Source organism: Clostridium thermarum (assembly GCF_006351925.1).
GTDB lineage: Bacteria > Bacillota > Clostridia > Clostridiales > Clostridiaceae > Clostridium_AU > Clostridium_AU thermarum.
Genome location: NZ_CP040924.1, coordinates 1,468,037 through 1,489,279 on the forward strand (window position 1 = coordinate 1,468,037; position 21,243 = coordinate 1,489,279).

The window sequence follows — 21,243 nt, forward strand, 5'->3', positions numbered from 1 at the left end:
CATTGGGGGAGAAAAATGGCGATACAGCTTATAGTGAACAGTAGAATAGAAGTTTTAAATAATACCGAAGTTTATAAGAGTACAATTCAAGATGAAAATTCCAATAATTTTTCTATAAGCCTGCCGGTAAAGAATGGAGTTTATATGACTCCATCGGTGGGTGAGATGTTGGAAATGTTGTACTATGACAATTTAAATGTATATAAATTTGAGTCTCTAGTCCTTGAAAGAAAAGTCGAAAATGCTGTACCTCAGCTTATTATGACCTTGCCGCAAAATGTGGTTAGAATTCAGAGAAGGAAGTTTGTAAGAGTTAGTACAACTTCTTATATCAAGTATACAAGGTACAGTAATGAAGAGCTTAATAAAATATCCCTGGACGATAATATTCAGTTCACCAATAAAGGGATTTTACTGGATATCAGTGGGGGAGGCTGCAGACTTAGCACAAGTCAAAGACTACAGTTTAAAGATATAATCGTTACAGACATCCCAACGGATAAGGGGACCATCAGGGTTATGGGAGAAGTGGTAAGAGTAGAGAAGCAGCCTGATGCTAATTATTATTGCGGCATCAACTTCACAATTATAGATGAAAGAACCAGAGATAGAATTATACAGTATATATTTGCATTAATGAGAAAACAACGGAAGAATTTATAGGTTAATGCAGGTTAGGAGGGAAGGAAAAATGGAAGCGGTTAAGACTTTGGATGTAAAAGAACAACTTGTAAAGAAATATATTCCGTTAGTTAAGTATATTGCATCAAGAGTAATTATAGGTAAAAGTAAATATATAGAATATGATGACCTCCTAGGTTATGGCATGGTTGGATTAATGGATGCCATTAATAAGTATGACGCTTCCAAAGGGATGAAGTTTTCTACCTATGCCTCCATCAGGATTAAGGGCAGCATGATTGATGAGATAAGACGCAACAGTCCAATTTCAAAAGGGGCCATGGATAAGCTGAATATGTATAACGAAGCCATTGAAATGTTACAAAACAAGTTGATGAGAGAGCCGACGGATGTTGAAATTGCTGAACAGTTGGGCCTAAGCACTAGCGAAGTAGCTGACATTGAAAATAATATAAACTATATAGCTCAGACTTCACTGGAGGACATACTGTTTTCCGAGGACGATGAGATGGAACTAAAAAGTACCATTGTGGATAATAATAGTCCAAGCCCTGAAAGAACTTTGGAAGAAAAGGAAGAACTGGAGTATTTAACAAAAGCTATAGAATCTCTCAAAGAGAAAGACAGACTTGTACTATCTTTATATTATTATGAAAGATTAACGCTAAAGGATATTGGTAAAGTGCTTCAGGTTTCGGAATCAAGAGTATGTCAACTTCACAGCAGGGCAATTGTTAATCTGAGAAAGGCAATGCAAAATTTAAAGTATACAGATTAAGAAAAATACCATATGTTTGGAGTGAGCAGATGGCAGTAGTTTTAATATTATCCGGCATAACTATTATTATCTTTAGTCTATATTCCTTGCTTAAGGAAGCAAAAGGTCCAAAGGGAAGTAATTTTAAAGACATCTTAGACAACAGTACCCATAATATGGATGACACCAAAATGTTGATTGGAGAAATGCGCAGAGAGTTTGCAGAAACCATATTAGAGCTGCAACAGGAAATTATGAGACTAAAGGAAGGCAACTCAGTGGTAGAGGAGGACATTACTGATAGCGAATCCGAAGAAGCCCAAGATCTTAATAACATGGGTGAAGAAAGAGAAACTGCAAATTCAAATAACAATGTAAAAATAAATGATATAGAGAAACTCCTAAAAGAGGGCTACTCCATTGATGAAATATCAGAAAAGTTAGAAATTAATAAGGGGGAGATATTATTAATAAAGGATTTATACCTAAAATAAAGCTAATTCCAAAGCTGATCCTAGACAAAAGAACCTTGTTAGGTATAGGTATCGGAATAATAATTGCAACCCTCTTAATGTCCCTTGCACCCCCTAACAAGCAGTTTACTGATGAACAGGTAGAGCTAAGAGCCCGAGAACTGGGCATGGAATATACTGAAGAATTCAAAGTGATAAGTAAGGATGTGGAACAATGATAAGAGGATTGTATACTGCAGTTTCCGGTATGATAACTCAGGAAGCAAAACAACAGGTTATTACAAATAACATGGCCAACGCTAACACCGTTGGTTATAAGGCAGATAATTTGGCAATTAAAAAGTTTAATGACGTACTTATACAGAACTTTGACAAGGTATCCGGTGGAAAAAACGTAAGGAACATTATCGGCAGTATATCTAACGGAAGTGAGATCGATGAAACTCTAACGGATTTTGCCCAGGGCTTACTTCAAGAGACTGATAAGGAAACAGACTTTGGAATAGCTGGTAGTGGTTTCTTCGCAGTAAGAAGGACTGCTGCTAACGGAAACCAAAGTACCTACTACACCAGAAATGGTGAATTCCACGTAAACAACCAAGGGTATTTAGTCACAGCCACCGGTGATAACGTACTGGCCGTAAATATGGATACCGGAGCAGAAGAACCACTTTATGTTGGCAACAGAAAGATGGTAGTTGACGGCAATAATGACATATACATTGACGGCACAGCCCAATATCGTTTCAGATTGGCAGATTTTACTGATTACAAGTCACTGAGAAAGGTTGGAGATAACCTCTACAGCGGTGAAGCACCAATGGAGTCCAATGCGGTTGTTAAACAGAAGAGCTTGGAAAAGTCCAATGTGAATATCATCAACGAAATGGTAAATATGATGACTGTGCTTAGAACCTATGAATCAAATCAAAAGGTAATTCAATCTATGGATGAAACCTTGGGTAAGGCTGTAAATGAAATAGGAACTGTAAGATAAGGCGGTGAAGTATGTTAAGAACATTATGGAACAGTAAAAGCGCTATGATGGCAAACCAAGAGAAATTGGATTCCATATCAAATAACTTGGCAAATGCCAATACCGATGGATATAAGAGGATAACGGTTAGCTTTCAGGACCTGATGAGCGAGACTCTCAATAGAAATGGTGTGCCCATATCTGATAATGAGGAAAGAAGTCAAGACCCATTTACAGGCACCGGAGTAAAAACCTCAGCCTGGGTTAGAGATAATAGGCAGGGAATCCTACAGGAAACCAACAAAAATACGGACTTTGCCATAGACGGAGAAGGATATTTTCAAGTTACAAAGGCTGATGGAAGTGTTGCCTATACAAGAGCAGGACGTTTTGATGTGGATGCAAACAACAAGCTGGTAGACTCTAACGGAAACAGGGTTAGCATTATTCTCAATCCGGGAGTTGATGAGGCAAGTATTAACTTTACATCTGACAACTTTTCAATAACAGAAGGTGGAGAGATACTATTAAAGGATGAACAAGGCTATAATGTTGTAGGAAGATTGCCTATATATACTTCTACCGGTTCAGATGCTTTCAGATCCCATGGTGAAAATTACTATGTAGCCAATCCAGGTGCAAATATAGTTGAGACCAATCAAGCTTCAGTTTATCAAGGCTACATAGAAGGCTCCAATGTGGATCTGGTAACGGAAATGACTGAGATGATCGTTACCCAGAGAGCTTTTCAGCTTGGTTCAAAGGGACTTGAAACCGCAGATGAGATGTGGAGAATAGCAAATAATTTAAGGAAGTAAGTAAATGGGCTGTCGCATAAAAAAGAGCGACAGCCCTTACTTATCATTAACTCTAATTTTAGCTGTATATTTTAAACTGGTGTGTCATATAATGTACTGTTAATGAGATATAGGGAGTGTTTGAGATGATAAGTTATAGTAACATGGATAATATGTATACTTATGATACAAATAGCTTTTATAATGGCAGGTACAATTATATGAATAACTATAATAGTATGTCCCCATATGGATACTGCCCATTTGCAGCAAACAATAACATGGACAACAATTATATGAGAAATGAATGTCCATACAGAAATAATTACTATCAATATTCACCAACAGCAGAATGCATAACTCCGGCATATCCATTGGAAAACAACTATGGAAACTTCAATTCAAATTTGAATAATTGGAATATGAGGATGAGAACCGTAAGCATTGAAGATATCAGAGACTAAAAAACAATAAATAGCTTTGTTGGAGTATAAACCAATAAGGCTATTTTTATTAGGAAGCAAGGAAGTTGTGAGGGGGTTGAGGTTATGGGCTTAGGGTACATAATTGGCTGCATGCTGAGCATTATATTATGGAAGGTAAACAAGCGTAGATTCATTGAAACCATAGACGACAAAATAAGAAGGTTCGTGAGGAATGTCACTATAGCAGAAATCCTGTATGTTTTTATTATTTCTGTTATTATCGTATTGTTATCCGATTATAGGAAAAATGAGTTGATAAATGCCATAACAGCATTTATAGTAATAGACATAAGTAATACAGAAAGAAAAAATTTAAACATAAAAGATAGGACTCACTTTTATGATTCCATTTCTACCATATCAAAGGCCCTAGTGGGAGGGTTTATTGCACCGCTCTTTTATATACTATTTCTAGGCAATGGATACGGCATAGCCTATATGCTGCTTTACAATATTTGCTATGTCAACAGCTATATATTTTTAAAATTTCTCTTTATTCTCTTGACAATCATTCCATCCATGCTGGCTCAGTTGCTCTTATATTTTGTATACTTAGTAAGAAACAGGAAACTTTCCATTGATTTTAAGGGTGACTATCTCATCAACTGCTTTACCCGCCCCCTGCTTAACATAGATATTCTTGGAGCCTATATTGAAGCAGTTAACTTTTACTACTACTTTCACCACAACGATGTTCACTATGTAAAAAGCTACGGTGAATACAGTAATAAGATAGACAGCGTATGCGTTAAAGATTACTTGTCGATTACTTATGGGATAGCTATGACATATTTTATTGTGTTCTTTATACTGCTTAAACACTTTTAACAGTAATTGAAAATTTATTAATGTTTCAATAGGGTAGAAAGGAAAGAGTTTCTATATTCATTCGTCAGTAATGAATTATGATTAATATAAAAAAATCCAGCCAAAGGCTGAATTTTTTATATAAAGAATTTTTCGGAGCCAAGCGAAGAAAAATTTACCTTTATTATTAATTATTAATGAATCTAAGTTTTACTCATACTGGAAATGGTTGAGGTCAGTGGCGGTATTATTTGCTTCTTCCTGGATATAATTCCGGGGAGGTATACGTGGTTACCATCCAGTTTAGTGTTAAAGGCTCTTGCAACTACTTCCTTTTCTTCGCCTGCTACTATAAGTTCGGAGCCGCCTTTTAAAATGTCAGTAACCATTAGCACAAGTAGGGCAAACCCGCTCTCACGGACCTTTCTTTCCATAAGGCTAAAAATATCTTGTTTCATAGGTTGGAAACTTTCCATGTCAAGTGTACCCACCTGTGAAATGCCCACCTTGTAATTACTGATGGTGAACACTTTAAAGTCCTGATGGAAGATCTCTTCCGGAGTTTTATCCAATAGAGAAGTACCTGCCTTGAACATTTCCCGGGCAAACTTTTCTACATCTATATCCGCTATTTCAGAAAGTCTCTTTAACATTATCCTATCCACGTTGGTGGAGGTAGGAGACTTAAATAAAAGAGTATCCGATATTATTGCCGCGCACAGGAGGCCAGCTGTTTTTTTGCTTGGCCTTATGCCATTCTCAAAGAATATGGAGGCTATAATGGTAGAAGTACTTCCTACTGGCTCATTTCTGAAATATATGGGGCTACCGGTTTGGACATCAGCAACTCTGTGATGGTCTATTATTTCCAGTATTTCCGCATCTTCAATGCCATGAACAGATTGGGACCGCTCATTGTGATCTACAAGGATTACTTTTTTTTTGTTCTGAGAAATAAGATGATACCTGGATATGCTTCCGATGACAATGTCATTTTTGTCAACAACCGGATAGCTTCTGTAACGGGTTTCCAACATTATGTCTTTTATTTCATCTACAAAGTCCTCAGTGCTAAAGGTTATGATATTATCCCTGCTCATCACATGGCTAACCGGTATACTTTGGGTTATAAGCCTGGCAGCGGTAAAAGCATCATAAGGAGTAACTATTAATGAACATCCTTTGGCTTTGGCAAGGTCCAGGACTTCCTTTGACACTTCATGATTATCAGTGAAGACGCATAAGGATGCCCCCTTGTTTATTGCCAGTAATTGCACTTCTTGAGAGGAGCAGCATATAGCTATATCTCCCTGTTCAAAGTCAGCATCAAGGGAGGCTATGATTATTTTTCCTTCAAATTTTGGTGATTCACCATGTATGTATATGTATTTTGCGGATAGAGTATCCAAGATGTTTTCAATTTTGGTATCACTCTTAGCTAAAATGTTGTTATCCCAAACATCCATAAAGGTGGAGATAACATTGGAATTTGAGACGATGCCGATGAGGTTATTAGTTTCATTGGTAACTGGAAGAGTTTTTACATTGTTTTTTTTCATCAGATTCCATGCCATCTTTAAGGAAATGTCTGAGGAAATTAGCGCTATCTTATCAATGTTTAAGTCAGCAACCTGAGCCTTTACTGTATCAATTAACATGGGAGGCTCCACATCAAAGTATTCCAACACAAAGCGGGTTTCTCTGTTTATCTCTCCCAATCTCACTGGTATGGCCGGTATGCTTTGAGTTTTATTCTTAAACTCAGCATAGGCAATGGGAGCACAAATGGAATCTGTATCTGGATTTTTATGTCCGGTTATATAAATAACATCCTTCATAGAAGTCCCCTTTCCTTAATAGGATAACGATTTAATTTCTTTTATTTTATATTCATCTCTAATAAATGTAAAGAATAAAATTCATCATAGCAGGAAAATTGCACTCATATATTATATAGGATAGTGTAAGGGACACTGAACATTTATAAGGAGGCTAATAAATGATTGAGGAAAAAGATCTGATAAGAGGCTTAACCACGCAGGAGGCTGAAAGAAGGCTGAAACAGTATGGACTAAATGTGTTGGAAGAGAAAGAAAAGTTGTCACCTTTTAAAATATTTCTGGCACAGTTTAATGATTTCATAACCTGGGTTCTGATAGCAGCAACTATTATATCAGGGTTAATGGGAGAAAAGGCAGATGCCATTACGATTCTGATAATAATTTTTATGAATGCTATCCTAGGCTTTGTTCAGGAATATAGAACAGAAAAGTCACTGGATGCACTTAAGAAGATGGCGGCACCCACAGCAAAGGTAATAAGAGATGGGAAGGTTAAGGTTATAAATGCCGAGTACATAGTGATAGGAGATACAGTTTTATTGGAAAGCGGTGACAGAATTCCTGCAGATGCTGTGATACTACATTCCAGCAATGTTATGGTTGACGAGTCCCTGCTTACGGGAGAATCTGTAGGGGTAATCAAGAGCTCCAGAGATAAGGAAAATTCCTTGTATATGGGTACTGTACTCTTAACGGGAAAGGCTACCGCTAAGGTAATACATACTGGAATGGAAACAGAGATGGGCAAAATTGCAGACATGCTTCAGAACATAGAAGAAGAAAAGTCGCCCTTGAAGGAAAAGCTTGCATCCCTAGGTAAGGTAATGGTGGCAATCTGTATAGTCATATGCGTAATGGTAACTGTATTGGGTATCATAAGAGGTAATGCTCCGGTGGACATGTTCCTCATGGGAGTAAGTTTGGCTGTAGCAGCTATACCGGAGGGGTTACCGGCTATAGTAACAGTGGCCTTGGCCCTAGGTGTATCCAGAATGCTGAAGAGAAATGCCCTGGTAAGAAAGCTACCTGCAGTTGAGACCCTGGGGTGTACTTCTATAATCTGCAGTGACAAGACCGGTACACTCACAGAAAATAAGATGACGGTTAAAGCCATTTACTACAATAATAATATGGTAGAATGCGGTGACAGAAAGAGCTTTAAGGGCTTAATCAACAGCACTATATTGAAGAAGATCTTCACCTTCTGCAACGATGTGAACTTTGACTTCGATAAAAAGGACATTTCCCCCGCCATTTTTGGTGATCCTACTGAAACAGCCTTGATAAGAGCCTTTTTTGAAGACAGCAGGGAGCTTAAGGCCTTTATGTCAACGGCTCTGAGGACCTATGACATCCCATTCGACTCCAATAGGAAAATGATGACTGTGGTGATGAAGGAAAGGGGAATAGAGACCTGCTATGTAAAAGGTGCTCCTGAGAGAATATTGGAAAAATGTAAGAGGATATTGATCAATGGTGAAGCTAAACCAATGACTGATTACTATAGGAGGGCAATCTTAAATAATGTAGATATTATGTCCAGTAAAGCCCTGAGATGTATAGCAGCAGCCTACAGGGATACAGGCATTACCCACAGCAAATCTGTAGAAAATGACCTCATTTTTGTGGGGATTGCCGGTATTATTGACCCGCCAAGAAAGGAAGTTAAGGATTCTGTATTGCAGTGTCGTATTGCAGGGATAAAGCCTGTTATGATAACCGGAGACCATAAAAATACAGCCTATGCCATAGGAAAAGAACTGGACATTTGCAAGGGCATTGACGAGGTAATAACCGGTGAAGAGTTGGATAGGCTCAGCGATAAAGAACTTTCTGCAAGGATAGATAAGCTGTCTATCTTTGCCAGGGTAAGTCCTCAACATAAGTTGAGGATAGTAAAAATTTTAAAGGCCAAGGGTAAAATTGTGGCCATGACCGGTGATGGGGTAAATGATGCGCCTGCGGTTAAAGAAGCGGACATAGGAATATCCATGGGCATATCCGGTACAGATGTAACCAAGGAAGCTTCTTCCATGATTTTAATGGATGACAACTTTGCTACAATAGTTGCGGCTGTGGAGGAAGGCCGAGTTATTTATAGGAATATAAGAAAGTTCATAAGATACTTGTTATCCTGTAATCTCGGTGAAGTTCTTACAATGTTCCTGGCTACCTTATTCTACCTTGATCCGCCCCTAAAGGCCATACAAATACTGTTTGTAAACCTAGCTACCGATGGCCTGCCTGCCATTGCTCTGGGAATAGACCCACCTGAAAAAGATATAATGTATGAGAGACCAAGAACCAAAAATGAGAGCATCTTTGCCAGAGGTCTCACTGAGAAGATCGTATTCCGTGGAGGACTTATCGGCATATGCACTGTATTTGCCTTCATCATTGCCAAAATGAAGGGCTACTCCTTACAATGCGGCAGAACCATTGCCCTAAGCACCCTGGTACTTTCACAGCTGATCCATGTTTTTGAGTGCAGGTCTGAGAAGCATTCATTGTTTGAAATCAATCCGTTGACAAATAAATATTTGATTGGCGCTGTATTGATCTCTGTTACCATGCTCATATCCATTATCTATGTGGTACCATTGCAAAAGGTATTCGACACAGTAGCCCTTGGATCCACCCAATGGTTCATAGTACTCTTCTTCTCAGGCATCATAGCCTTGATCAACAGCGTATACCTATATTTAAGGAGAAAGTAAAAAAAACGGAAGCTCAGCTTCCGTTTTTTTTATTGCATATCTATCTGAAACATGCATGTTCTATTTATATTTATACTGAACTTTGGTAGCCTTCTTTACAGCGTCACCGTCAACAGGGAACAGGTCCTTCTTTGTGGTAAGGTTCATAACGTTCAAAATCTCAATAATTTCTCTGTTTTCCTTACCTTTCTTACCCTTCAAACCCTGGATGATTACCAGATTACCTTGACTTACAGGGATAAACTTTGGCTTCTTAAACCATTTATTCTTCTTATAAACACAGGACACAACACCCTTGCTTCTATCCGGCTTTACAATTATTGAAACCTTTAGTTTATGAAAAATCCATAAGATCTTCTTTTCTTCAATTTTAACTGAAAGTATGTTTCCTCTTACTTGTGTTAGACGGTCTCCATATTTTTTCAGGTATGAGTTCTGATAATAGGTTGCTAATTTTTCTTTAAATCCCATATGTATGACTCCTTTTCATAAAAATTTATACTAAAGTTTATTTTAATAACTAATCTATTGATTGTGAATGAAAAATAACTGAATATGTTATTGATATGTCAAACTTCACATAATTATTCAATTTATTATATCATAATGTTGCTTTTATTAAAACAAGAATTTAATTTCTGGTCACTACAGAAAGAAAATACGAAACATTATCTTCATCACTGAACACACTGAAGACGCTGAATTACGCGGAAGAGATTTATATTTTTAACACTGAATTTAACAGAGGACACTGAGAACACGGAAGGAGCATCCTTTAAGCCACCTTCCGCGTCCTCAGTGTTCTCCGTGGATTCCGTGTTTAAATTTTTTAAACTTGACAATTTTCTTTAATTATACCGTAGTCCAATTGAATAAAAATTAAAAATTAGAGCATTTGCATAGTAACACCTTTAATAATATAATAGAATATGATATCATAAACTATAGAAGTATTGGAAAATAATCCAAGTACAGCAAGAGGAAATTTGTATAACAGATTTAAATATAAGGGAGTGTAATTATGTGTTTAGGAGTTCCACTAAGGATAGTGAGTATTGAAAATGACAAAGAAGCAGTAGGAGAAATGAATGGAATTAAGAAAAAGATTAGGATAGATCTATTGCCGGACATTAAGTCCGGGGATTATGTAATGGTGCACGCAGGCTTTGCCCTGGAGAAAATCGATGAAAGTTTAGCCAAGGATACTATGGATGCCCTGGAAGAAGTGCGAAAAATGGTGGCAGATAAATAGCGGGAGATGGAGCAATGGATATACAAGAGTTAAAGCGAAAGATTGAGTTTATAAACAGCTATAAGGAAAGGGTCAATATAATGGAAGTCTGTGGTACCCACACCATGGCTATCGGTAAGCATGGGATAAGAGGATTGTTAGCAAGTAATATCAACCTGCTTTCTGGGCCAGGCTGTCCCGTATGTGTAACACCGGACCACTATATAGATTATATCTATGATCTTGCAGTAAACAAGAATTGCCTAATTGCAACTTACGGGGATATGATAAGGGTGCCGGGGACAGAGAGACATATTTCCCTTGAAAAGGCCAAGGCCCTAGGAGCAGAGGTGAGGATGGTCTACTCCAGCTTGGATGCAGTGAAGCTTGCCAAAGAAAATCTGGAGAAAAGAGTGGTTTTCTTGGGTATAGGCTTTGAAACTACAACTCCGGCAACGGCCATTGCCGTAATGGAAGCTCAAAAGTTGGGCTTGGACAATTTTTATATATTGTCCATGCATAAGAAGATAGAACCGGTTATGCGATTATTATTAGAGGACGAGGAACTGAAGATAGATGCTTTTTTATGCCCGGGTCATGTGGCGGTAATAATTGGTGAGGATGGTTTTAAATTTCTGGAGGAATATGACTGTGCGGCTTCTATTGCTGGCTTTGAATTGGACGAGGTTATCAATGGCCTATATAGCCTTATATTAGATTTAAAGTCCAACAGTACTACCATAAAAAATGTCTATAGTGCTGTGGTTAGGAAGGAAGGCAATAAGGCAGCTCAAAGCATAATTGAGAAATACTTTTGTGCAGAGCATGACTACTGGAGAGGTCTTGGCCTGGTTAAAGACAGCGGCTTTAAGTTAAAGAGAGAATATTCCAAGTACAATATAGAAGAGGTTTTTCCCATTGACCACAGCAATCCTGAAAAGAGGAAAAATGGATGTCAATGCGGTGAAGTGCTGAAGGGAAAAATAGCACCGGACCAGTGCAAGCTCTTTGGAAGGGTATGTAGTCCCGAATCACCGGTGGGACCCTGTATGGTTTCTGGTGAAGGAAGCTGTGCTGCCAGATACAAGTTTGGTAATTATTAACTAAAGTAAAAGGATGTGTTTTTATGGATGAACTGATTTCATTGTCTTATGGTAATGGAGGAAAAAAGACCTCCAAACTAATTGAAGAGCTTATTTTGCCCAAGCTAAAAAATGACAAGCTGGAGGTCCTAAGCGATGGGGCTCTTTTGCATGTACAAAACAATATAGCATTTTCCACAGACAGCTATGTAATATATCCCTATATATTTCCGGGGGGAGATATAGGGAAATTAAGTGTTTGTGGTACAGTAAACGATTTGTTGATGTGTGGAAGCATCCCAAAGTACCTAAGTTTATCCTTTATATTGGAGGAAGGCTTTTCTGTAGAGGAGCTTAAGAAGATCATAGAATCCATTTCAAAGACAGCTGAGGCTGCAGGGGTTCAGGTAGTTACCGGGGACACCAAGGTGGTTGACAAAGGACATGGTCATGGAATCTACATAAACACTGCAGGTATCGGAGAAAGAGTGGAAGGTATAAACTACGGAAAAGAAAAAATTAAGGTTGGAGACAAGATTATTTTGAGCGGAAGCTGCGGAAACCACGGTGTTTCAATACTAAATGCCAGAGAGGGCCTAATTGATACGGCCATAGAATCCGATTGTGCAGTATTGAAGGAGCCTATAGAGTATATGTACAAGTACGGTGACGGGGTTAAAATCTTAAGAGACCCTACCAGGGGAGGAGTTGCCACTACACTTAATGAGTTTGTTGAAGGCATGTCCTTTTCTATAGAAATCCTGGAGGATTCTGTACCTGTGGATGCCCATATCAGAACAGCCTGTGAACTTTTGGGACTAGATCCCTTGTATAGTGCCAATGAAGGCAAGTATTTGGCAGTAGTGGATGCAGAAATTGCAGATGAGGTTGTAAAAGGCCTATCAGGGATAGAACTTTCACAAAAGGCTGCAATTATCGGTGAGGTAGTTGACTATATGCCTTCAAAAGTGCTGCTTAAGGGAAGCCTGGGGGGAAGGAGGATTTTGGATAAGCTTAGCTATGACATATTGCCGAGAATATGTTAACTATTATCTATAAATTAAGGAGGTATGTAAGTGGGAAAGTTTGATGGGGAGTATGTTACAAAAGAGCAGCTCTTTTCTATAGCTCAAAAGTTTAGGGAGGAAAAGAGAAGGCTGGTTATAATCAATGGCTATATAGACAAGGAAGGAAATAATGTGGTGGCCTATAATTTTGAAATTGATGGACACATAAAGACCTATCTATGCAAGGGCTATAGTACTTTACCATCTTTAACAGGGATTTATGGTGGCTCGGCCCAATGGTGTGAAGAAGAAATCTGCGAATTTATGCCCATAGACTTTGAAAGCTTGGAGAAGTCCGGCAGACTCTTTTTACCGGAGGAATTTGACGGCTCGGGACAAATACTGGTAATGCCACTTTCAGAGCTTAAAAAGGCTGCAGAAAAATAAAAGATACCATAAGGAGGATTTATTGTGAGTTATGTTATACCAATAGGACCTTATCATCCCTCTTTAGAAGAACCCATACATGTAAAACTCTATACCGACGGAGAGCTGATCTCCAAGGCTGACGTCTTTATAGGCTATAACCACCGGGGCATTGAGAAGCTGGCTACAGAGAGAAACTACATACAGACCATTACCTTGGTGGAAAAAGTATGCGGAATTTGTTCCAACGCCCATACCCTAACCTACTGCACAACTTTAGAAAGCATGGCCGGTATGGAGGTGCCTAAACGTGGCAGCTATATTAGAGTAATAATCAGCGAGCTGGAAAGAATCCACTCCCATCTGCTGTGGGTGGGGCTGGCAGCCCATATTATTGGGTTTGACAGTGTTTTTATGCAGACCTTCGCCGCCCGTGAGAAGGTAATGGATATGCTGGAAATGCTGACAGGAAACCGTGTAAACTATGCAATGAATATTGTAGGCGGGGCAAGAAGAGACCTGTCTGATCAGCAGCTTCAGGACCTTTTAAAGCTTTTGAAAGAATTAAAAGACCCGGTTATGAGAATAACTTATATTTTCTTAACAGACAAGACCATTGCCCTCAGATCCAAGGGAGTAGGAAAGCTGGAGTATGAGGATGCATGGATTTATGGTGCCTGCGGTCCCCATGGAAGGGCTTCCGGCATGGAGATAGATGTGAGAAAGGATGACCCTTACTGCAGTTACCAGGACTTCGACTTTAAGAAGATAGTAATGAAGGACGGAGATGTATTCGCAAGGGCAGTAGTAAGATTATTGGAAGTAGAGGAGAGTATGAACATTATAAATCAAGCAGTGAACAATATGCCGGACGGGCCTATAAACCTAGGGTTTAAGCTGCCCAGAATACCGGCAGGAGAATGTTTCAACAGAATAGAAGCGCCAAGAGGAGAGCTGACTTACTATGTAGTATCCGATGGCGGACAAAATAACTGGAGAGTTAGTATCCACGTACCAACCTTTAAAAACGCCGCAACAGTTCCCACAATGCTTAAGGGCAATTCTATAGCAGACGCAGGATTAATAGTAGCAAGCATAGATCCCTGCTTTTCATGTTTGGATAGATAAGATGCATGAGCTGCCTGTAACACAAAGTATAATTAGAATTGCCAAAGAAGAAGCGGAAAAACATAAGGTTAACAAGGTATTGGAAATTAGGATAGCGGTAGGAGAACTAACAGGGCTTATGCCTAACTGTATTCAGCATTATTTTGATATAGCAAGCCGGGGGACAGTGGTAGAAGGGGCTAAGCTCATCATAAACAAGGTTCCGGTGGCAGTAAGATGTAACAACTGCAACAGCGAGAGCGAAATAGATAAAAGTAAGGGCTATGGCTGTCCGGTGTGCGGCCACAGCGACATTAAAATCATAAGAGGAAATGAATTTTTAATTCAGAGCTTGGAGGTAGAATAAATCCTGAAATGGTGAAGTAAGGGGGAAAAAGTAATGAAAAAATTGATGGCTGTACTTTCAACCTTTATACTCTGCTTTTTAATGTGGGTCCTGTTTACCGGGGCCTACAGTAATTCGGAAACGTCCCTGCAGGAGTATATAGGTGGTGCAGTAGTTTCTTTGTTGGTGGCTTATTTTAGCTCAGCCTTTCTAATAAGTGAAAAACCTTTCTGGCTTTTTAATCCTAAGAGATTTGGTGCATTTTTACTATTCTGTTTGTTGTATATATGGGAACTGTTAAAGGCAAACTGGGATGTAGCAAAAAGGGCCTTATCACCAAAGCTGAATATCAATCCCGGAATCGTGAAAATTGAAACTGAACTGAAATCTGACTATGGCCTTGCGATGCTTGCCAACTGCATAACACTGACGCCGGGCACAATCACCATGGATATCGTAGAGGAGAATGGAAAGTGTTATATGTATATCCATTGGATAGATGTGGCTACCAGAGATATGAAGGAAGCATCAGACACTATTAAGGGGGTCTTTGAACCTTGGGTTAGGAGGATTTTTAAATGAGTGAAATGATTCATAATCTTATGCGTAGCGACCTTGCTGTGGTTGGTATAGTTTTAACTATAATGGCAATCTGCCTGATTTACAGAATTATAAGAGGGCCTCATGCGGTGGACAGATTAGCTGCAGCAGATAGCATTGATGTTATAATCGGAGTAGTTATGGTTATCTTTGGATGTTATGAGGATAGGTCCCTCTATGTGGATTTGGGACTAATTACAGCCCTGCTAGGGTTTATAGAGACTATTCTTATTTCCAAGTATTTGGAGGGAAAGCTATGATATATAGAATAATTATGGATATATTTTTCGCCATAGGTATTTTTTTTATGCTTGCGGGTGTAGTGGGAATGCTCCGTATGCCGGATACCTTCTGCAGGCTGCAGTCTTCCACCAATATTGTGACCCTCGGTGCCCTGCCCATACTGATAGGAGCTGCTATTTACGGTTTCTCTACGGGAAATGTAGGTATTGGAGTTAAATCTTTAATAATCGGAATATTCATAATAGTCACAAATCCCGCGGCCTCACATGCGATGACAAGAGCTGCTTATAAAAGCAGTGCAAAGATGGATCCCAGAACAAAATGTGATGATTATGGGAGGGATAGAGTAAATGAGTAGCATGGCTATATTAAATACCCTTATTATGATTGGCATAATAGTAGCAGGCTTGATAACGGTTATAGTGGATGACCTCCTGCCCTGCATCATAGCATCCTCTGTTTTAGGAACCTTTATTGCTATAGAATTTCTATTGTTACGGGCACCGGACGTGGCTATAGCAGAAGGAGCCGTTGGGGCAGTCTTATCACCCATAATCTTTATAATCACCTTAAAGAAGGTGCAAGGCAAAGCAAAGTCCTTGCCTGAAAAGCAGAAGGGGGAGAAGTAAATGAAGAAAGCAATGCTGTGGTTTTCCCTTACAGTTATATTGATATTTTCTGTTTATGTATCCTATAAGATGACGGTCAGTCTTGAGCAACATCCTACCTATGAGGGCATTGCCCAAGAGATAGTGGATAGGACCATAGACAAAACCGGTGCTGTGAATTCCGTAACTGCCATAGTTTTCGACTTCAGAGGCTATGATACCCTTGGCGAATCCTTTGTGCTTTTTACAGCCGTTACCGGGACAGCAGTTATTTTAAGAAAACAAATAAAGGCAAAGGAGGACCATTGATATGAAAAAGGGTGTTAAGAGACGGGACTCCATTATTACCTCCTGTGCAAATATGGTGTTACCCATAGCCTTGGTATTGGGCTTTTGTGTAATTTTGCATGGACATTTAAGTCCGGGAGGAGGCTTCCAGGGTGGCGTGCTCATTGCCGGTGCCATTGCAATACTGTATTTGGCCTATGGAGGAGATATGGTCAATAAGCTCTTCAAGGCTGATAGTTTAAAGCTATCTGAAAATATTGGTGCCTTAGGCTTTGTGCTGGTGGCAACTTTGGGTTTGATATATGGGGGTACCTTTTTCAACAATTTCATTGCCCAAAGCGGTGACCCGGGTCAGCTATACAGCTCAGGTACAATATTTTGGATGAACTTTGCCGTTGGCTTTAAGGTATTAGCCGGTGTTGGATTATTGATTCTTGTAATGATTAGCGTCCTTAATTCAGAGGAAGAGGAATAGAGGTGGAAGAATGTTACTGAATTATTTAGGATCCTTTTTATTGATCATATTCGGTCTATATATAATCCTTGTTAAGAAAAATTTGATTAAGATAGTCATAGGCATGGGATTGTTAGACAGTGGTATAAATCTGTTGCTGATTTCCATAGGCTTTAGAATAGACGGTACTGCTCCCATATTTCTGTCAGAATATAAGGAAGGGACACCCTTTGTAGACCCTGTACCTCAAGCTCTGACACTGACTTCCATAGTAATCGGTGCCTGCGTAACCGCCTTGGCCCTGGCTCTGGTTATAAAGGTTAAGGAGCATTATGGTACCATAGATGCCGAAAAGGTAAGGAGGTTGAAGGGATGAGTTTTGAATCTAACTTACCCATACTTGCAATCGTATTTCCTTTTGCATCAGCTTTTATAATCGGACTCTTGGGCAAAAGGCTGTTGAATTTAAAAAGAGCCGTAGCAGTGCTGGCTACTCTGGTTTCACTGCTCTGTATAATATTCCTGTATGAGCCCATAGTGGGAAGGGGAGAAATAGCTACATACTGGATGGGTAATTGGGCAGCTAAAGATGTTAAAGACTTTTGGGCCATAGGTATCGGTCTTGAAGTGGATGGACTTGGATGGTTTGTAGGGTTGATAATTGGAGTTACAGTATTTTTATCCTCCATATATTCTATCAGATATATGGAAAAGGACAATGGCTTAGACAAGTACTACACCTTATTTTTACTGCTGGCTGGCAGTATGATGGGCTTTGTTTTAACCGGAGACCTCTTTAATATGTATGTAATGATAGAGATCATGACCTTTGCAGCAGTAGCATTGACCTCCTTTAGAAATGGCCTCTATAAGTCTATCGAAGCAGGTTTTAAGTATATAGTAATCGGTTCTGTAGGATCTTCATTTATACTCTTGGGTACGGTACTCTTATATGCTGAAACCCACACCTTAAACTTGGCTCAGATAGCAGCGGTATTACAGGGGAAACCATATTCAGCGGTGACAATTCTTGCCCTAGCACTGATGCTGACAGGCTATGCGGTTAAGGCCTTCTTGGTACCCTGCCACACATGGCCGCCGGATGCCCATATGGCAGCACCGTCCTCTATATCCATGCTGTTGTCCGGAGTTATGAGCAAAACCGGTGTTTATGCCTTGATCAGAATCCTGTATATCATTTTTGAAAGCACCGGCAGGACAGAAATGCAGCTTTTGATAATTTTCTGGGGTACAATCACCATGGTGTTAGGGGTAACCATGGCCATGATACAGACAGATTTCAAGAGGCTTTTGGCCTTCAGTTCCGTATCTCAGATAGGCTACATAGTTGTGGCCTTGGGAGTAGGACTCTCTGACCGCAGTAACGTGGCAGTGCTGGGGACTATGGGAGGCCTGTACCATATGTTAAACCATGCTATGTTTAAGTGCCTCTTGTTTCTTTGTGCAGGAGCAGTATTATATAGAGCAGGAACTACAGACTTGACCAAGCTGGGGGGGCTTTCAAAGAAGATGCCCGTTACTACGGCCTTATTCTTAATAGGTACTGCGGCTATCAGTGGTATACCGCCCTTTAACGGCTTCGTGTCTAAGTGGTTAATATATCAATCAACCTATGAGGCGGGATTTGCACCTATAACTGTACTTGCCCTCCTCTGTTCCGTAATGACCTTTGCTTCTTTGGTTAAAGTTGGGCAGTCAGTGTTCTTTGGAGAAGCTACAGTGGAGTGTGACAAGGTAAAGGAAGTTCCTTGGGCAATGAGAATTCCTATGATTATCCTGGCACTGGTTTGTATCATAGGGGGTATTGCCTATAATGCTGTTTCAAAATACCTGATACAGCCGGCTGCCAATGCAATTTACAATATAGGAAATTATATCGACGTGATGTTCAAAGAGGGCTATGCAGAAGAGATGATCAAGGAAAAAATAATTATACCGGATATGACTGCAGAATACGCAGGCTATTGGAAGCCGGAAGCCTGGCTGGCACTTTTCTTTGTATTATTGATTGGAGCTATAGTTGTACTTTCAATAAATATAAGATCTGCTAAGAAAAAGACAATAAATGTAGTAGACGGTTTGGATATGAAATTTGACAGCTTTACCGGCGGAGAAGTGGATGAACATGCACCAATCGGAGGACAAGATTTATTCTGGGGCATAAGGCATCAATTAAAGCTGTATTTTGATGGCATCTATAAAGCCCACAGTGGACTTGTCAACGATTATGTCTTGTGGGTGGTAACTTGTCTGGCGGTTGTTACTATATATCTGTTCGCAGTAATATAGGGAGGGGGGGTTAAAATGGATTGGATAAATAGTGTAATAATGCCTATATTTTACGTGCTTGTTTTTCCCGGTTTCCTTTTCTGCTTTATTGTAGGATTATTGCTGGCAGGTATAGATAGAAAAGTGGTGGCTAGGTTTCAACGAAGAGTGGGACCGCCTCTCCTTCAACCCTTTTATGACTTTTTTAAGCTTGTGGGTAAGCTTCATATTATTCCCGGCAGGGCGTCGGAAAAAGTATTTTTATTAGCGCCTATACTAGGATTTTTGAGTATAGTGACAATACCGCTGTTTATACCTATATTTGGTGAGGTGTGGATTCCCGGCACTGCTGATATCATAGTATTGATCTACTTATTGACAGTACCAGCCATAGCCTTGATATTGGGAGGGTCTGCTTCCGGCTCCCCCTATGCAGGAGTGGGAATTTCAAGAGAAGTAGTAACTATGCTGTCCTATGAGCTGCCCCTAGTAATTGTACTTTTAGCAGTTGGGGCAAAGGCAGGTTTTTCTATAGATGGAAAGGTTACTTTTTCACTTTCAAAAATACATGAATTTCAAGTGCTTAATGGTGTTTCAATCTCACATTGGACTTTGATACCGGCAGCTATAGCCTTTCTGCTAATAATCCCGGCAGAGGTGGGCAGCGTGCCCTTTGATGTGGCCGAAGCTGAAACAGAGATTTGTGAAGGCCCCCTGGTAGAATACAGCGGATTTTATCTTGGTATCTATAAGTTGACCCAGGCTATCAAGATATTGGTCATGGGTTCCTTATTTGCTGCTCTGTTCCTAGGTGGAGAGGGCTTTGTGGGAGTAACGGGAAATGATACTATAGATCTAATACTCAATATCGTATTGCTTATTATCATAATGATAGTAGTGACGGTAGTTTGTATTTCCTTTGTAAAGGCTGTAGTGGCCAGGGTAAAGGTTGAACAGCTGCTGAAGTTCTTTTGGACAATACCAACGGCTTTGGCTTTGCTAAGTTTAATCTTAGTTTATTTAAAGCTCTAGCTGTGTTAAAGAGGAGGAAAGTATCTTGTTTGATAAATTAATTGATCAAAGTAGGGCTAAATCACCATGGATTTTTCACCTAAATGCTGGATCCTGTAATGGCTGTGATATAGAACTCATTGCTCTTTTAGGACCAAACTTTGACGCAGAAAGATTTGGTGTAAAGCTTACAGGAACTCCTAGACATGCAGACATAATTTTTGTTACTGGTCCCATAACCTCGCAGTCAAGAGAACGAATGCAAAGAGTACTTGCCCAGGTACCGGATCCAAAAGTTATTGTTTCCCTTGGATCCTGCCCAATTTCAGGCAACGTCTTTAGGGGAAGCTACTCCATAGAAGGGCCCCTAGACAAGTGGGTTCATGTAGATGTATCCGTAGGAGGATGTCCGCCAAAACCTGAAGCCATGATGGACGGCTTGCTGAAAGCCATAGAAATATTAAAGAAAAAAAGGAGGGCGGAGTAATTGGCAGGTATACCCTTTATAAAAGACGCTCTGGTAAATATTTTTAAGGCACCGGTTACTAAGAAATACCCCTATGAAAAACCCCATGTGCCGGAAGGCTACAGGGGAAAGATTAAGTTTCATCCGGAACTTTGCGTAGCCTGCGGTATGTGCATCCGGGTCTGTGCCCCTCAATGCATAACTAAGACAACAAAAAATATAGAGGGCGGGCAGGAAATAACCTTGACTTTTGATATGGGGGCCTGCACCTACTGCGGTATGTGTGCTGATTTCTGCGTGAAGAAGGCCATTGAGCTAACTAAGGAGTACTCTATAATAGCCACAGCTGATGATAAGTCTCAACTGATAGTTGAAGGAACTTTTATAAAAAAGCTTCCGCCTAAACCACCGGTAAAGCCAAGTGCACCACAGCCTCCAAAGGCGGATAAAGCTTAGAAGAAAATATGAAATATTGTTGCTGCATTAAATAAAGGGGACCTTTTTATGGGTTCCTTTTTTTTTGGTAAAATTTCTTTGTTTTAAGGGAAATCTTACAAACTATCAAAAATATGAATTCATTTTTAAATAAA

The 21,243-nt window shown here is 39.7% G+C and carries 28 protein-coding genes; 26 read left to right on the forward strand and 2 right to left on the reverse strand.

The annotated features are described in order from the left end of the window. Positions 1 to 15: 15 nt before the first annotated feature. The 8 genes from FHY60_RS06490 to FHY60_RS06525 all read left to right on the forward strand — a co-directional run bounded on the left by FHY60_RS06490 (position 16) and on the right by FHY60_RS06525 (position 4,958). Positions 16 to 663, forward strand: a complete 648-nt coding sequence (locus tag FHY60_RS06490) for a flagellar brake protein (RefSeq protein ID WP_139904201.1) — start codon at positions 16 to 18, stop codon at positions 661 to 663. A 28-nt stretch (positions 664 to 691) separates the two neighbouring features. Further along, positions 692 to 1,420: a FliA/WhiG family RNA polymerase sigma factor gene (locus tag FHY60_RS06495; protein ID WP_139904202.1), complete on the forward strand. Its 729-nt coding sequence runs from the start codon at positions 692 to 694 to the stop codon at positions 1,418 to 1,420. A 29-nt stretch (positions 1,421 to 1,449) separates the two neighbouring features. After that, complete coding sequence (locus tag FHY60_RS06500; RefSeq protein ID WP_139904203.1) at positions 1,450 to 1,893, forward strand: DUF6115 domain-containing protein; 444 nt, start codon at positions 1,450 to 1,452, stop codon at positions 1,891 to 1,893. 35 nt (positions 1,894 to 1,928) lie between these two features. After that, complete coding sequence (locus FHY60_RS06505) at positions 1,929 to 2,090, forward strand: hypothetical protein (protein WP_243122245.1); 162 nt, start codon at positions 1,929 to 1,931, stop codon at positions 2,088 to 2,090. Next, on the forward strand, positions 2,087 to 2,869 hold the full coding sequence (locus FHY60_RS06510; RefSeq protein WP_139904205.1) for a flagellar hook-basal body complex protein: 783 nt from the start codon (positions 2,087 to 2,089) through the stop codon (positions 2,867 to 2,869). Before FHY60_RS06505 ends, FHY60_RS06510 begins: the two co-directional genes overlap by 4 nt. Positions 2,870 to 2,880: 11 nt before the next feature. Next, positions 2,881 to 3,666 carry a flagellar hook-basal body complex protein gene (locus FHY60_RS06515; RefSeq protein WP_139904206.1) on the forward strand — a complete coding sequence of 262 codons (786 nt, stop codon included), beginning with the start codon at positions 2,881 to 2,883 and terminating at the stop codon, positions 3,664 to 3,666. A 125-nt stretch (positions 3,667 to 3,791) separates the two neighbouring features. Beyond that, positions 3,792 to 4,109, forward strand: a complete 318-nt coding sequence (locus FHY60_RS06520) for a hypothetical protein (protein ID WP_139904207.1) — start codon at positions 3,792 to 3,794, stop codon at positions 4,107 to 4,109. A gap of 84 nt (positions 4,110 to 4,193) precedes the next feature. Further along, entirely contained in the window at positions 4,194 to 4,958 is a 765-nt protein-coding gene (locus tag FHY60_RS06525) for a hypothetical protein (protein WP_139904208.1), read from the forward strand. A 182-nt stretch (positions 4,959 to 5,140) separates the two neighbouring features. Here FHY60_RS06525 and FHY60_RS06530 read toward each other — a convergent pair whose 3' ends face one another. Then, entirely contained in the window at positions 5,141 to 6,775 is a 1,635-nt protein-coding gene (locus tag FHY60_RS06530) for a putative manganese-dependent inorganic diphosphatase (protein ID WP_139904209.1), read from the reverse strand. A gap of 161 nt (positions 6,776 to 6,936) precedes the next feature. Here FHY60_RS06530 and FHY60_RS06535 point away from each other — a divergent pair, with 161 nt between their 5' ends. After that, the gene (locus FHY60_RS06535; RefSeq protein WP_139904210.1) at positions 6,937 to 9,495 is read left to right on the forward strand and encodes a calcium-translocating P-type ATPase, SERCA-type; all 2,559 of its coding nucleotides are present in this window, start codon (positions 6,937 to 6,939) and stop codon (positions 9,493 to 9,495) included. 60 nt (positions 9,496 to 9,555) lie between these two features. Here FHY60_RS06535 and FHY60_RS06540 read toward each other — a convergent pair whose 3' ends face one another. Continuing rightward, complete coding sequence (locus FHY60_RS06540; protein ID WP_139904211.1) at positions 9,556 to 9,966, reverse strand: hypothetical protein; 411 nt, start codon at positions 9,964 to 9,966, stop codon at positions 9,556 to 9,558. A 550-nt stretch (positions 9,967 to 10,516) separates the two neighbouring features. On the opposite strand from FHY60_RS06540, the gene FHY60_RS06545 reads away from it, so the two are divergent. Genes FHY60_RS06545 through FHY60_RS06625 form a run of 17 tightly spaced genes read left to right on the forward strand, consistent with a single transcriptional unit; the run spans position 10,517 to position 21,109 of the window. Further along, positions 10,517 to 10,747 carry a HypC/HybG/HupF family hydrogenase formation chaperone gene (locus FHY60_RS06545; RefSeq protein WP_139904212.1) on the forward strand — a complete coding sequence of 77 codons (231 nt, stop codon included), beginning with the start codon at positions 10,517 to 10,519 and terminating at the stop codon, positions 10,745 to 10,747. A 14-nt stretch (positions 10,748 to 10,761) separates the two neighbouring features. Beyond that, a complete protein-coding gene (hypD, locus tag FHY60_RS06550) occupies positions 10,762 to 11,829 on the forward strand; it encodes a hydrogenase formation protein HypD (RefSeq protein WP_139904213.1) in 1,068 nt (355 codons plus the stop codon). 23 nt (positions 11,830 to 11,852) lie between these two features. Next, positions 11,853 to 12,854, forward strand: coding sequence for a hydrogenase expression/formation protein HypE (hypE, locus tag FHY60_RS06555; RefSeq protein WP_139904214.1), 1,002 nt, complete (start codon positions 11,853 to 11,855; stop codon positions 12,852 to 12,854). Positions 12,855 to 12,884: 30 nt separating this feature from the next. Then, positions 12,885 to 13,262 carry an NADH-quinone oxidoreductase subunit C gene (locus FHY60_RS06560; protein ID WP_139904215.1) on the forward strand — a complete coding sequence of 126 codons (378 nt, stop codon included), beginning with the start codon at positions 12,885 to 12,887 and terminating at the stop codon, positions 13,260 to 13,262. Positions 13,263 to 13,286: 24 nt separating this feature from the next. After that, a complete protein-coding gene (locus FHY60_RS06565; protein WP_139904216.1) occupies positions 13,287 to 14,369 on the forward strand; it encodes a hydrogenase large subunit in 1,083 nt (360 codons plus the stop codon). A 1-nt stretch (position 14,370) separates the two neighbouring features. Beyond that, a complete protein-coding gene (hypA, locus tag FHY60_RS06570) occupies positions 14,371 to 14,715 on the forward strand; it encodes a hydrogenase maturation nickel metallochaperone HypA (RefSeq protein ID WP_139904217.1) in 345 nt (114 codons plus the stop codon). 33 nt (positions 14,716 to 14,748) lie between these two features. Further along, positions 14,749 to 15,276, forward strand: a complete 528-nt coding sequence (locus FHY60_RS06575) for a Na+/H+ antiporter subunit E (RefSeq protein WP_139904218.1) — start codon at positions 14,749 to 14,751, stop codon at positions 15,274 to 15,276. Further along, positions 15,273 to 15,554: an MrpF/PhaF family protein gene (locus FHY60_RS06580; protein ID WP_243122246.1), complete on the forward strand. Its 282-nt coding sequence runs from the start codon at positions 15,273 to 15,275 to the stop codon at positions 15,552 to 15,554. Before FHY60_RS06575 ends, FHY60_RS06580 begins: the two co-directional genes overlap by 4 nt. After that, complete coding sequence (gene mnhG / locus FHY60_RS06585) at positions 15,551 to 15,895, forward strand: monovalent cation/H(+) antiporter subunit G (RefSeq protein WP_139904219.1); 345 nt, start codon at positions 15,551 to 15,553, stop codon at positions 15,893 to 15,895. Before FHY60_RS06580 ends, mnhG begins: the two co-directional genes overlap by 4 nt. Then, complete coding sequence (locus FHY60_RS06590) at positions 15,888 to 16,166, forward strand: Na(+)/H(+) antiporter subunit B (RefSeq protein WP_139904220.1); 279 nt, start codon at positions 15,888 to 15,890, stop codon at positions 16,164 to 16,166. Before mnhG ends, FHY60_RS06590 begins: the two co-directional genes overlap by 8 nt. Beyond that, a complete protein-coding gene (gene mbhE / locus FHY60_RS06595; protein ID WP_139904221.1) occupies positions 16,167 to 16,454 on the forward strand; it encodes a hydrogen gas-evolving membrane-bound hydrogenase subunit E in 288 nt (95 codons plus the stop codon). 1 nt (position 16,455) lies between these two features. Beyond that, positions 16,456 to 16,908 (forward strand): MnhB domain-containing protein, encoded by a 453-nt coding sequence (locus FHY60_RS06600; protein WP_139904222.1) that lies wholly within the window; start codon positions 16,456 to 16,458, stop codon positions 16,906 to 16,908. A 10-nt stretch (positions 16,909 to 16,918) separates the two neighbouring features. Beyond that, a complete protein-coding gene (locus FHY60_RS06605) occupies positions 16,919 to 17,263 on the forward strand; it encodes a sodium:proton antiporter (protein WP_139904223.1) in 345 nt (114 codons plus the stop codon). Next, positions 17,260 to 19,197 carry a proton-conducting transporter transmembrane domain-containing protein gene (locus tag FHY60_RS06610; protein ID WP_139904224.1) on the forward strand — a complete coding sequence of 646 codons (1,938 nt, stop codon included), beginning with the start codon at positions 17,260 to 17,262 and terminating at the stop codon, positions 19,195 to 19,197. Before FHY60_RS06605 ends, FHY60_RS06610 begins: the two co-directional genes overlap by 4 nt. Positions 19,198 to 19,212: 15 nt before the next feature. After that, positions 19,213 to 20,208, forward strand: a complete 996-nt coding sequence (locus FHY60_RS06615; RefSeq protein ID WP_139904225.1) for a respiratory chain complex I subunit 1 family protein — start codon at positions 19,213 to 19,215, stop codon at positions 20,206 to 20,208. Positions 20,209 to 20,233: 25 nt separating this feature from the next. Continuing rightward, positions 20,234 to 20,674, forward strand: a complete 441-nt coding sequence (locus tag FHY60_RS06620) for an NADH-quinone oxidoreductase subunit B family protein (RefSeq protein WP_139904226.1) — start codon at positions 20,234 to 20,236, stop codon at positions 20,672 to 20,674. Beyond that, the gene (locus tag FHY60_RS06625) at positions 20,675 to 21,109 is read left to right on the forward strand and encodes a 4Fe-4S dicluster domain-containing protein (protein ID WP_139904227.1); all 435 of its coding nucleotides are present in this window, start codon (positions 20,675 to 20,677) and stop codon (positions 21,107 to 21,109) included. Positions 21,110 to 21,243: the final 134 nt, after the last annotated feature.